This is a genomic window from Rhizobium sp. 01T417, from assembly GCF_056398905.1.
This window is the reverse complement of the sequence record NZ_JBFTQH010000010.1, coordinates 97,463-110,226: the sequence shown is the minus strand read 5'-3', so window position 1 is coordinate 110,226 and position 12,764 is coordinate 97,463. Positions and strand designations below refer to the sequence as shown.

Below are 12,764 nucleotides of genomic sequence, written 5' to 3'. Positions count from 1 at the left end.
CGTACTGAAACCAAACAGAATTGGCGAGGACTGACGATGAACACCGTTTCGAAGCCGACAATCCCCTCCCCCGCGCCGCGCAGCTCCAAGCCAGAAATTCTCGCCGAAGAAATCATCGAACGCCTGACCTACCGCATCGGCAAGGATGCGAAGGTCGCCAAGCCGCATGACTGGCTGACGGCGACCATCCTCGTCATACGCGACCGCATCATCGACAAGTGGATGGAGTCGACCCGCAAGGTCTACGCAACAGGCGACAAGCGCGTTTACTACCTCTCCCTCGAATTCCTCATCGGCCGCCTGATGCGCGACGCCGTCTCGAACCTCGGCCTCATGGAACAGGTTCGCGACGCGCTCGCCTCGCTCGGCGTCGATGTCTCTGTCATCGCCGGCCTCGAGCCTGACGCCGCTCTTGGCAACGGCGGCCTTGGCCGTCTCGCCGCCTGCTTCATGGAAAGCATGGCGACCGTCGATGTCCCGGCCTATGGCTACGGTATCCGTTACGTCCACGGTCTTTTCCGGCAGCAGCTTGCCGATGGCTGGCAGGTGGAGTTGCCGGAAAGCTGGCTGGCGCACGGCAATCCTTGGGAATTCGAGCGTCGCGAGAGCGCTTACGAAATCGGCTTCGGCGGCACCGTCGACGTGGTCAATAGCCCCGAGGGCGAGCCGCGCTATGTGTGGAAACCCGCCGAGCGTGTCATCGCCGCCGCCTTCGACACTCCGGTGGTCGGCTGGCGCGGCAAGCGCGTCAACACGCTGCGCCTCTGGTCCGCGCAGCCGATCGACCCGATCCTGCTCGACGCCTTCAACGCCGGCGACCATATCGGCGCGCTGCGTGAGAGCAACAAGGCCGAAAGCCTGACGCGCGTTCTATATCCCGCCGACGCGACGCCGGCCGGCCAGGAACTGCGCCTGCGCCAGGAATTCTTCTTCTCCTCCGCTTCGCTGCAGGACATCCTGCGCCGTCACCTGCAGCAGTATGACGATTTCACCTCGCTGCCCGACAAGGTGGCGGTCCAACTGAACGACACGCATCCGGCGGTCTCGGTCGCGGAACTGATGCGCCTGTTGTGCGACGTGCATGGTCTCGACTTCGACCAGGCTTGGGACATCACCCGCGGCACGATCGCCTACACCAATCACACCCTCCTGCCGGAAGCGCTGGAAAGCTGGCCGATCCCACTGTTCGAGCGCCTGCTGCCGAGGCATATGCAGATCATCTACGCGATCAACGCCAAGGTGCTGCTGGAGGCGCGCAAGACCAAGACCTTCTCCGAAACGGAAATCCGCTCGATTTCCCTGATCGAGGAAAGCGGCGAGCGCCGTGTACGCATGGGCAATCTCGCCTTCGTCGGCGCTCATTCGATCAACGGCGTTTCGGCTCTGCACACCGACCTGATGAAGGTCACCGTCTTTGCCGACCTGCATAAGCTCTATCCCGACCGCATCAACAACAAGACCAACGGCATCACGCCGCGCCGCTGGCTGCAGCAGTGCAATCCCGGCCTGACCTCGCTGATCCGCGAAACGATCGGCGACGACTTCCTCGATGACGCCGAAAAGCTGAAGCCGCTCGACAAGTTCGCGAATGATGCAAGCTTCCAGGAGAAGTTCGCGGCGGTGAAGCGCGCCAACAAGGTGGCCTTGTCCAATCTCGTCGCCAGCCGCATGGGCATCAAACTCGATCCGTCGGCTATGTTCGATATCCAGATCAAGCGCATCCACGAGTACAAGCGGCAGCTGCTCAACATTATCGAAGCAGTCGCGCTCTACGACCAGATCCGCTCACATCCAGAATTGGACTGGGTGCCGCGCGTCAAGCTCTTCGCCGGCAAGGCGGCGCCGAGCTACCATAACGCCAAGCTGATCATCAAACTGATCAACGACGTCGCCCGCACGATCAACAACGACCCGGCCGTCCGCGGCCTGCTGAAGGTCGTGTTCGTGCCGAACTACAACGTTTCCCTTGCCGAGGTCATGGTGCCGGCCGCCGATCTGTCTGAGCAGATCTCGACTGCTGGGATGGAAGCATCGGGCACCGGCAACATGAAGTTCGCGCTGAACGGCGCGCTGACGATCGGGACACTCGACGGCGCCAATGTCGAGATGCGCGACCATGTCGGCGAGGACAACATCATCATTTTCGGCCTGCGTGCCGACGAAGTCGCCGCCGCCCGTGCAGATGGCCACAATCCCCGCGCCATCATCGAAGCGTCGCGTGAACTGTCTCAGGCACTCCAGGCCATCAGTTCCGGCGTCTTCTCGCACGACGATCGAAGCCGATACGCGGCGCTGATCGAAGGCATTTACGCGCATGACTGGTTCATGGTGGCGGCCGATTTCGATGCCTATGCGCAGGCGCAGCGCGATATCGACCAGCTCTGGACCGATCCGTCGGCGTGGAACAAGAAAGCGATCTGCAACACGGCTCGGATGGGCTGGTTCTCATCCGACCGCACGATACGGCAATATGCCAAGGAAATCTGGAGAGCCGGATGAAAGCGCCGAAAGCCACCCCTGAAGTCAGACTTCCCTGGGAGATTTCGGCAGACGAGATAGCGGCAATCCTCGCAGGGTCGCATTCCAATCCCTTCGCCGTTCTCGGCGTTCACAAATCGGGAAACGCCTACGTCACCCGCTGCTTCATTCCGGGCGCCGAAGAGGTGACCGCGATGGCGCTCGATGGCAGCGTCATCGGCGAATTGAAGCAGCAGCATTCTGACGGCTTTTTCGCCGGCGAGGTTTCGGTGACGAAGCAGCAGCCGGTGCGCTATCGCGCGCGACGCGGCGATGCCGAATGGGCGGTGACCGACCCTTACAGCTTCGGACCCGTCCTCGGCCCGATGGATGACTATTACGTGCGGGAAGGTTCCCATCTGCGCCTCTTCGACAAGATGGGCGCACACTGGATCAAGCACGAGGGCGCGCAGGGGATCCATTTCGCCGTCTGGGCGCCGAATGCTCAGCGTGTCTCGGTTGTCGGTGACTTCAATGGCTGGGATGGTCGCCGCCATGTAATGCGCTTCCGCTCCAGCGCCGGTATCTGGGAGATCTTCGCTCCTGACGTTCCGACCGGTGTCGCCTACAAATTCGAAATCCGCGGCCACGACGGTGTGCTGTTGCCGCTAAAGGCCGACCCTTTCGCCCGACGCAGCGAACTACGCCCACAGACGGCCTCGGTCGCGGCATCCGAGCTGCTGCAGGAATGGGACGACGCAGCGCATCTGAAGCACTGGAGCGAAACCGACAAGCGTCGTCAGCCGATCTCGATCTACGAGGTTCATGCCGGCTCCTGGCAGCGGCGCGACGATGGCTCGTTCCTCTCCTGGGACGAGCTTGCCGCCCGTCTAATCCCCTACTGCGTCGACATGGGCTTCACCCATATCGAGTTCCTGCCGATTACCGAGCATCCCTATGATCCCTCCTGGGGCTACCAGACGACCGGGCTCTATGCGCCGACCGCCCGCTTCGGCGAGCCGGAGGGTTTCGCCCGCTTCGTCAACGGCTGCCACAAGGTCGGCATCGGCGTCATCCTCGATTGGGTGCCAGCCCATTTCCCGACCGACGAACACGGTCTCGGCTGGTTCGACGGCACGGCGCTCTACGAGCATGCCGACCCGCGCCAGGGCTTCCACCCCGACTGGAATACGGCAATCTACAATTTCGGCCGCACCGAAGTCGTTTCCTATCTGGTCAACAACGCGCTTTACTGGGCCGAGAAGTTCCATCTCGATGGTCTGCGCGTCGATGCCGTGGCCTCGATGCTCTACCTCGACTATTCCCGCAAGCACGGCGAATGGATCCCGAACGAGTACGGCGGTAATGAGAACCTGGAGGCTGTGCGCTTCCTGCAGAACATGAACACCCGTATCTACGCCGAGCATCCAGGCGTCATGACCATCGCCGAAGAATCGACCTCCTGGCCGAAGGTGTCGCAGGCGGTGCATGAAGGCGGCCTCGGCTTCGGCTTCAAGTGGAACATGGGCTTCATGCACGACACACTGAGCTACATGAGCCGTGAGCCGATCCACAGAAAGCATCATCACAACGAGCTGACCTTCGGCCTGCTCTACGCCTATTCGGAAAACTTCGTGCTGCCGCTCTCCCATGACGAGGTGGTGCACGGAAAGGGCTCGCTGATCGCCAAGATGCCCGGCGACGACTGGCAGAAATTTGCGAATCTGCGGGCCTATTACGCCTTCATGTGGGGCTATCCGGGCAAGAAGCTGCTCTTCATGGGTCAGGAATTCGCGCAGTGGAGCGAGTGGAACGAGGCAACCTCGCTCGACTGGAACCTGCTGCAGTACCGCATGCACGAGGGCATGCGCCGGCTGGTGCGCGACCTCAACTTCACCTACCGCAGCAAGCCGGCCCTGCACGCCCGCGACTGCGAGGGCGATGGCTTCGAATGGCTGATCGCCGACGACCACGAGAACTCCGTTTTTTCCTGGCTGCGCAAGGCGCCAGGAGAGAAGCCGGTCGCCGTCATCTGTAATCTGACGCCTGTCTATCGCGAGAACTATTCCGTGCGCCTGCCGACCGAGGGGCGCTGGCGCGAGATACTGAATACCGATGCCGACATCTATGGTGGCAGCGGCAAGGGCAATGGTGGCCGCGTGCAGGCCGTCAACGCCGGCGGCAGCATTGCTGCATCCATCACCTTGCCGCCTCTGGCGACGATCATGCTTGAACCCGAGAACTGACGACTGGTGGGAGGATAAAAATGGTAGAAAGACGTGTTCAGCCACTTGCCCGCGACGCAATGGCCTATGTTCTCGCTGGCGGCCGGGGAAGCCGCTTGAAAGAGCTCACCGATCGCCGCGCCAAGCCGGCGGTCTATTTCGGCGGCAAGACCCGTATCATCGACTTTGCGCTGTCGAACGCGCTGAACTCGGGCATCCGCCGCATCGGCGTCGCCACCCAGTACAAGGCGCACTCGCTGATCCGCCATATGCAGCGCGGCTGGAACTTCTTCCGCCCCGAGCGGAACGAAAGCTTCGACATTTTGCCGGCCTCCCAGCGCGTCTCGGAGACGCAGTGGTATGAAGGCACCGCCGATGCGGTCTACCAGAACATCGACATCATCGAGGACTATGGCGTCGAATACATGGTCATCCTCGCCGGCGACCATGTCTACAAGATGGACTACGAATACATGCTGCAGCAGCATGTCGATTCCGGCGCCGACGTCACGATCGGCTGCCTGGAAGTCCCGCGCATGGAAGCCGTCGGCTTCGGCGTCATGCACGTCGACACGACCGACCGGATCATCGACTTCGTCGAGAAGCCCGCCGATCCGCCGGGCATTCCCGACAAGCCGGAATTCGCGCTTGCCTCGATGGGCATCTACGTGTTCCACACGAAATTCCTGATCGACGCACTGCGCCGCGACGCCGCTGACCCGAACTCCAGCAAGGATTTCGGCAAGGACATCATCCCTTACATCGTCAAGAACGGTAAGGCCGTCGCCCATCGTTTCGCCAACTCTTGCGTCCGGTCGGATTTCGAGCACGAGCCCTACTGGCGCGATGTTGGAACGATCGACGCCTATTGGCAGGCCAACATCGACCTGACCGCGATCGTTCCGGAACTGGATATCTACGACAAGTCCTGGCCGATCTGGACCTATGCAGAAATCTCGCCCCCGGCGAAGTTCGTCCATGACGACGAAGACCGCCGCGGCTCTGCCACATCCTCCGTCGTCGCGGGCGACTGCATCATTTCCGGCGCAACGCTGAACAAGAGCCTCCTCTTCACCGGCGTTCGCGCCAATTCCTACTCCAAGCTCGAAGGTGCCGTCGTTCTCCCGAGCGTCAAGATCGGAAGGCACGCCCAACTCAGAAACGTCGTGATCGACCACGGAGTCGTCATTCCTGAAGGCCTCATCGTCGGCGAGGATCCGGTTCTAGATGCCAAGCGTTTCCGCCGCAGCGAGGGCGGCATTTGCCTCATTACCCAACCGATGATCGACAAGCTGGGCCTGTAAGCCATGAAAGTTCTTTCGGTTTCGTCCGAAGTCTTCCCGCTCGTCAAGACAGGGGGCCTCGCCGATGTGGCGGGTGCCCTGCCGATCGCCCTTGAGCGTTTCGGCATCGAAACCAAGACCCTCATGCCGGGCTATCCGGCCGTCATGAGGGCTATCCGCAATCCTGTAGTCCGACTCCAATTCGACGATCTGCTCGGCGAACCGGCAACCGTGCTCGAAGTCAAGCACGACGGGCTCGATATCCTCGTGCTCGACGCCCCCGCCTATTACGACCGGTCGGGCGGCCCCTATCTCGACGCCACCGGCAAGGATTACCCCGACAATTGGCGCCGTTTCGCGGCTCTGTCCCTGGCCGGCGCCGAGATTGCCGCGGGGTTGATGCTGGACTGGCGGCCGGACCTCGTGCATACGCATGACTGGCAGTCGGCAATGACCTCGGTCTACATGCGCTACAATCCGACGCCGGAATTGCCGAGCGTCCTGACCATCCACAACATTGCTTTCCAGGGGCAGTTCGGCGCCGATATCTTTCCGGGTCTTCGTCTGCCGCCGCACGCCTTCGCAACGGAAAGCATCGAATATTACGGCAATATCGGCTTCCTGAAGGGCGGCCTGCAGACTGCACACGCCATCACCACTGTCAGCCCCTCTTATGCCGGCGAGATCCTGACCACCGAGTTCGGCATGGGCCTCCAGGGTGTCATCGCAAGCCGAATCGATTCACTGCACGGCATCGTCAACGGCATTGATACCGAAGTCTGGAACCCCTCGACCGACCCGGTTGTCCACACGCATTACAACAGCAGCATGCTGAAGAGCCGCGTCGAAAACCGCAGCTCGATCGCTGAGTTCTTCGGACTTCACCACGACAACGCGCCGATCTTCTGCATCATCAGCCGCCTGACCTGGCAGAAGGGCATGGATGTCATCGCCGCCACCGCCGACCAGATCGTCGACATGGGCGGCAAGCTGGCCATTCTGGGTTCCGGAGACGCGGCGCTCGAAGGGGCACTGCTTGCCGCCGCCGCCCGTCACCCCGGGCGGATCGGCGTTTCCATCGGCTACAACGAGCCGATGTCCCATCTCATGCAGGCCGGTTGCGACGCCATCATCATCCCGTCCAGATTCGAGCCCTGCGGCCTGACGCAGCTTTACGGATTGCGCTATGGATGCGTGCCGATCGTTGCCCGCACCGGCGGGTTGAACGACACCGTTATTGACGCCAACCATGCCGCGCTTGCGGCGAAAGCGGCAACCGGGATACAATTCTCGCCTGTAACTCCATCCGGTCTGTTGCAGGCGGTCCGCCGCGCGCTACATCTCTACGCCGATCAAAAAGTCTGGACCCAATTGCAAAAGCAGGGCATGAAATCGGATGTTTCGTGGGAGAAGAGCGCCGAGCGCTATGCCGCCCTCTATTCAAGCCTCGCCCCTAAAGGCAAGTGAGAGAAAATGATAAAATCCGTACCCACTACGCCCTACCAGGATCAGAAGCCCGGTACCTCCGGCCTGCGAAAGAAGGTTCCGGTATTCCAGCAGCCGAACTATGCCGAGAACTTCATCCAGTCGATCTTCGATTCGCTGGAAGGCTTTCATGGCAAGTGCCTCGTCATCGGCGGCGACGGACGCTACTACAACCGGGAAGTCATTCAGAAGGCGATCAAGATGGCCGCCGCCAATGGCTTCGGCAAGGTGATCGTCGGCAAGGGCGGCATCCTGTCGACCCCGGCAGCCTCCCACATCATTCGCAAATACAAAGCCTTCGGCGGCATCATCCTTTCGGCCAGCCACAATCCCGGCGGTCCAACCGAAGATTTCGGCATCAAGTACAATATCAACAATGGCGGCCCCGCGCCGGAGAAGATCACCGACGCGATCTATGCGCGCACGAAGGTGATCGACACCTACAAGATCGCCGATTTCGCGGACGTCAACCTCGACCGCATCGGCAAGGACGAACTGCCGGGCGGCATGATCCTCTCGGTGCTCGATTCGGTGGAAGACTACACGGCTCTGATGGAAGAGCTGTTCGACTTCCCCGCGATCCGCAACCTCATCAGCCTCGGATTCCGCATCGCTTTTGACGCAATGAGCGCCGTCACCGGCCCATATGCCAAGGAAATCTTCGAAAACCGTCTCGGCGCGCCGTCCGGTTCGGTCCGCAATTTCATGCCGCTGCCCGACTTCGGCGGCCACCATCCGGACCCGAACCCGGTTCACTGCAAGGAACTCTACGACGAGATGATGAGTGATGATGCGCCCGACTTCGGCGCGGCATCCGACGGCGACGGCGACCGCAACCTCATCATCGGCCGCGGCATCTTCGTCACACCCTCCGATAGCCTCGCGATCCTTGCCGCCAACGCCCACCTCGCGCCCGGCTATTCCGGTGGTCTCGCCGGCATCGCCCGCTCCATGCCGACCTCAGGTGCGGCCGATCGCGTCGCCGAGCGCCGCGGTATCGGCATGTACGAGACGCCGACCGGCTGGAAGTTCTTCGGCAACCTGCTCGACGCCGGCATGGCGACGATCTGCGGCGAGGAAAGCGCCGGCACCGGCTCCAACCACGTGCGCGAGAAGGACGGCCTCTGGGCGGTTCTGCTGTGGCTGAACATCCTTGCCGTTCGCGGCGAAAGCGTTCAGGACATCGTCACCCAGCACTGGCAGACCTACGGCCGCAACTACTATTCGCGCCACGACTATGAAGGCGTCGATACTGACGCGGCGAACGGCCTGATCGCAAACCTGCGCAGCCAGCTTGCGTCGCTGCCGGGCCAGAGCTTCGGCCCGCTGAAGGTCGAGAAGGCCGACGACTTTGCCTATCACGACCCAGTCGACAAGTCGGTCAGCGAGCATCAGGGCATTCGCGTCCTGTTCGAAGGCGGTTCGCGCGTGGTCTTCCGTCTCTCCGGTACCGGCACATCCGGCGCCACGCTGCGTGTCTATCTCGAGCGGTACGAGGCGGATTCGACCCGCCACAACATCGAGACGCAGGAAGCGCTCGCCGATCTTATTGCTGCCGCCGAGACCATCGCGGGCATTCGCAGCCGCACGGGCCGCGATGCTCCTTCCGTGATCACCTGACCGAACGGCATGGCGGCGGGTAGACCCGGGCAAGGCGGAGCAACCATCCTCGAGACCGGCGTTGATTTCGCCGTCTGGTCGCGCAAGTCAGGACAGATCGAGCTGTGTCTGTTCGGCGACGACGACAAGGAACTGGCCCGCCTGCCGATGAAACGAGGCGATGACGATGTTCATCGCCTTTTCGTCGACGGCTTGAAGGAAGGTGCGCGCTACGGCTACCGCGCCGGCGGCGTCTATGCGCCCGACGACGGCCTCTGGTTCGACCCGTCGAAGCTGCTGGTCGATCCCTACGCCAAGGAACTCGATCGCCCCTTCCACTACGATCCCCTGCTCGGCACCTCCGGCGCCGAGACGCAGCACCTCGTGCCGAAGGCGATCGTCACCCGCGATGTCCCCGTGAAGCCGGGAAAGCCGCTCTTCAAGCCGGGTGGCTTCATCTACGAGGTTGCCGTCCGACCGTTCACCATGCTGCATCCGGATGTTCCCCAAGCGCAGCGCGGCACCGTCGCGGCTTTGGCGCATCCTTCAGTGATCGCGCATCTGAAGCGCATCGGCGTGGATGCGGTCGAGTTGATGCCGATCACCGCCTGGATCGACGAGCGCCACCTGCCGCCGCTCGGCCTCAGAAACGGCTGGGGCTATAACCCCGTCGCCTTCATGGCGCTCGACCCGCGGCTCGTGCCCGGCGGCATGGCGGAGCTCCGCGACACCGTGGCGAAGCTCCACGCCGAAGGCATTGGTGTCGTCCTCGACCTCGTCTTCAACCACACCGGCGAAAGCGACCGCTTTGGCACGACGCTGTCGCTGCGCGGCCTCGACAACCTCTCCTTCTATCGGCATCTGACCGACCGGCCAGGCGAATTGGTCAACGATACCGGAACGGGCAACACCGTCGCCTGTGATAACCCCTATGTCAGGCAACTGATCATCGACAGCCTCCGCCACTTCGTGCTCGGCGCGGGCGTTGACGGTTTCCGCTTCGACCTTGCCCCCGTTCTTGGCCGAACCGCTGGTGGCTTCGAGGCCAACAGCGAAACGTTGATGGCAATGCTCGCCGATGACGTCTTGTCGGACCGCGTAATGATCGCCGAGCCTTGGGACATCGGTCCTGGCGGCTACCAGCTCGGTAACTTCCCAGCCCCCTTCCTCGAGTGGAACGACCGCGTTCGTGATGCCGTCAGGTGCTATTGGCGCGGCGACGATCACAAGACCGGACCGCTCGCAACTGCGCTGGCCGGCTCCTCGGACATATTTTCCCGCAACGGTGCGACCGGGACGCGCAGCGTCAACTTTCTTGCCGCCCATGACGGCTTCACGCTCCGCGATCTCGTCTCCTATAGCGGCAAGCACAACGAGGCGAACGGCGAGCAGAACCGCGACGGCCACAACGAGAACCACTCCTGGAACAATGGTGCCGAGGGCGAAACGCACTACCCCGATATCATTCGCAGACGCCGCGATGACCTGAAGGCGCTGCTCTCCACGCTCTTTGCTACGCGCGGCAGCATCATGCTGACGGCAGGCGACGAAGCAGGCCGCACCCAGCGCGGCAACAACAATGCCTACTGCCAGGACAATGAGATCACCTGGATGGACTGGGCGGCGCTCGACGATGAGCTCATCGCCCATACCGCTTTGATCTCAAGCCTGCGCAAGCGCTTCTCCGTGTTCTCGGAAACGGGTTTCTTCGATGGCCATGGCGACGTCGAATGGATATCGCCTTCGGGCCAGCCGATGAGCGTGCAGGAGTGGGAGACCCCGAACTTTTCCACGCTTGGAATGGTGCTGTCGACGCGCGATGGGCAGGGCGGAAAGCCCGCACGGCTGGCCGTGCTTTTCAATCGCTCGGGCGGCGAGGAAATTTTTGCATTGCCCGGGCCGTCCTCATGGCGGCTGCTCGCCCCCAATGGTCAGGAAAAATCCGCGACATCGGCCATCGTGCCGCGCCGCTCGGTCGCTTTCTATCTCGGATAGTTAACCGGCCAGGCCCCTGCCTGCAATTCCTTGTCGCAATTGTCACAATCCCATTGTAAGGCTTGCGCAGCCGCTTTCTCATGAGGAATCAATGGTCAAGGAAATTTCGCTCGCGGATGTGCGCGGGCTCATCGGCACTGAAACCGGCCTCTCGGACTGGATTGTCGTCGATCAGGCAATGATCGATGCCTTTGCGCATGCAACCGACGATCATCAGTTCATCCACGTCGACCCAGAGCGCGCCGCCACGAGCCCATTCGGCGGCACCATCGCCCACGGATTCCTCACCCTCTCGCTGCTTTCAGCGATGAACTACAACAGCCTGCCCAAAGTCCGTGAGCAGACGATGGGCATCAACTACGGCTTCGAGAACGTCCGCTTCCTCTCGCCCGTCAAATCGGGGGCACGCATCCGCGGCCACTTTATCCTTGCCGAAGCCCGCTTTCGCGGCGCCGGCATGTTGATGACGACCTACGACGTCTCGATCGAGATCGAGAACGAGAAGAAGCCGGCGCTCACCGCGCGGTGGATCACCATCATCCAATTCGACCCAAAAGACCGGCCCGAAGAAGCCTAGTGCGCTTCGAAATCGATGACGTGCCGGATCACCTCCCCGGCATGCAGCCGGTCGAAGGCTTCGTTGATCCCCTCCAGCGGACCTGTTGAAGACAACAAGCGATCCACCGGCAGCTTTCCACGCCTGAAGAGCCCGACAAAGCGCGGAATATCCCGGCTTGGCACGCAGCTGCCGAGATAGCTCCCGAGCACGCGCCGCTCCTCGGCGACCAGGCTGACTGCGGGGATTGCGAACTGACTGGATGGACTAGCCAACCCTGCGGTAACCGTCGTTCCGCCGCGCCGCGTGATGCGGTACGCGAGATCAAAGGCCTTGACGGCTCCGGCCATCTCGAGCGCGTGGTCGACGCCGCCCTTTGTCGCCTCGCGGATTTGCTCCACAACGTCAGGGTCACTGGCGCGAAAGACGTCTGTCGCCCCAAGCGAACGCGCGATCTCGAGCTTGTCAGGAGCAAGGTCTACCGCGACAACGCGTTCGGCCCCGGCCGCCACGGCGCCAAGCACCGCGGCCAAGCCGACACCACCCAAACCGACAACAGCGACTGTCTGCCCCGGCTGCACATGACAGGTATTCACCACGGCGCCAACGCCCGTCAGCACGGCGCAGCCAAACAACGCGGCGTGAGCGAACGGGATATCGCGGTCAATGCGAATCGCCGAATGGCGCGAGACCACGGCATGGGTGGCAAAGCCCGAGACGCCGAGATGATGATGGATCGGCACCTCATCGCAGCTCAGTCGCCACTCGCCCGACAGCAGCGTGCCCTTTCCGTTGGCATCGGCGCCGGGAATGCACAGCGCCGGGCGTCCCTCGGCGCAGGGCAGACAATGGCCGCAGCTCGGCATGAAACTCATCACCACATGATCGCCGGGCGTCAGGTCATGGACATCGGGCCCGACCGCTTCCACGGTGCCGGCCGCCTCATGTCCAATCGCCATCGGCACCGGACGCGGCCTGTCGCCGTTGATGACGGAGAGATCGGAATGGCAGAGCCCGGCCGCGCCAATTCGAACAAGGATCTCGTCCCGCCCCGGCGGCGCGAGCTCGAGTTCTTCGATCGTGAGCGGCCGGCTCACCGCAAATGGCGGCGCGACCGGCGATCGGCGCAAAACCGCGGCACGTATTTTCATGAACTCCTCCCGC

General features: G+C 62.3%; 8 protein-coding genes. 7 read left to right on the top strand and 1 reads right to left on the bottom strand.

Annotation, left to right across the window (positions count from 1 at the left end):
- The first annotated feature begins 36 nt into the window (after positions 1-36).
- From AC1DPR_RS13025 to AC1DPR_RS12995, 7 genes are all read left to right on the top strand, one after another.
- The gene (locus tag AC1DPR_RS13025) at positions 37-2,499 is read left to right on the top strand and encodes a glycogen/starch/alpha-glucan phosphorylase (RefSeq protein WP_018856602.1); all 2,463 of its coding nucleotides are present in this window, start codon (positions 37-39) and stop codon (positions 2,497-2,499) included.
- Complete coding sequence (gene glgB, locus AC1DPR_RS13020; protein ID WP_113470639.1) at positions 2,496-4,703, top strand: 1,4-alpha-glucan branching protein GlgB; 2,208 nt, start codon at positions 2,496-2,498, stop codon at positions 4,701-4,703. Before AC1DPR_RS13025 ends, glgB begins: the two co-directional genes overlap by 4 nt.
- A 20-nt stretch (positions 4,704-4,723) precedes the next feature.
- Entirely contained in the window at positions 4,724-5,986 is a 1,263-nt protein-coding gene (glgC, locus tag AC1DPR_RS13015) for a glucose-1-phosphate adenylyltransferase (protein WP_113470638.1), read from the top strand.
- Positions 5,987-5,989: 3 nt separating this feature from the next.
- On the top strand, positions 5,990-7,432 hold the full coding sequence (gene glgA / locus AC1DPR_RS13010; RefSeq protein WP_113470637.1) for a glycogen synthase GlgA: 1,443 nt from the start codon (positions 5,990-5,992) through the stop codon (positions 7,430-7,432).
- A 6-nt stretch (positions 7,433-7,438) separates the two neighbouring features.
- A complete protein-coding gene (locus tag AC1DPR_RS13005; protein WP_018856598.1) occupies positions 7,439-9,070 on the top strand; it encodes an alpha-D-glucose phosphate-specific phosphoglucomutase in 1,632 nt (543 codons plus the stop codon).
- A gap of 9 nt (positions 9,071-9,079) precedes the next feature.
- Complete coding sequence (glgX, locus tag AC1DPR_RS13000) at positions 9,080-11,044, top strand: glycogen debranching protein GlgX (RefSeq protein ID WP_477816440.1); 1,965 nt, start codon at positions 9,080-9,082, stop codon at positions 11,042-11,044.
- A gap of 91 nt (positions 11,045-11,135) precedes the next feature.
- Entirely contained in the window at positions 11,136-11,621 is a 486-nt protein-coding gene (locus AC1DPR_RS12995; protein WP_062374398.1) for a MaoC family dehydratase, read from the top strand.
- On the opposite strand, the gene AC1DPR_RS12990 is transcribed toward AC1DPR_RS12995, so the two are convergent.
- Positions 11,618-12,751 carry a zinc-dependent alcohol dehydrogenase family protein gene (locus AC1DPR_RS12990; protein WP_113470635.1) on the bottom strand — a complete coding sequence of 378 codons (1,134 nt, stop codon included), beginning with the start codon at positions 12,749-12,751 and terminating at the stop codon, positions 11,618-11,620. The genes AC1DPR_RS12995 and AC1DPR_RS12990 overlap by 4 nt on opposite strands.
- Between the last annotated feature and the right edge of the window lie 13 nt (positions 12,752-12,764).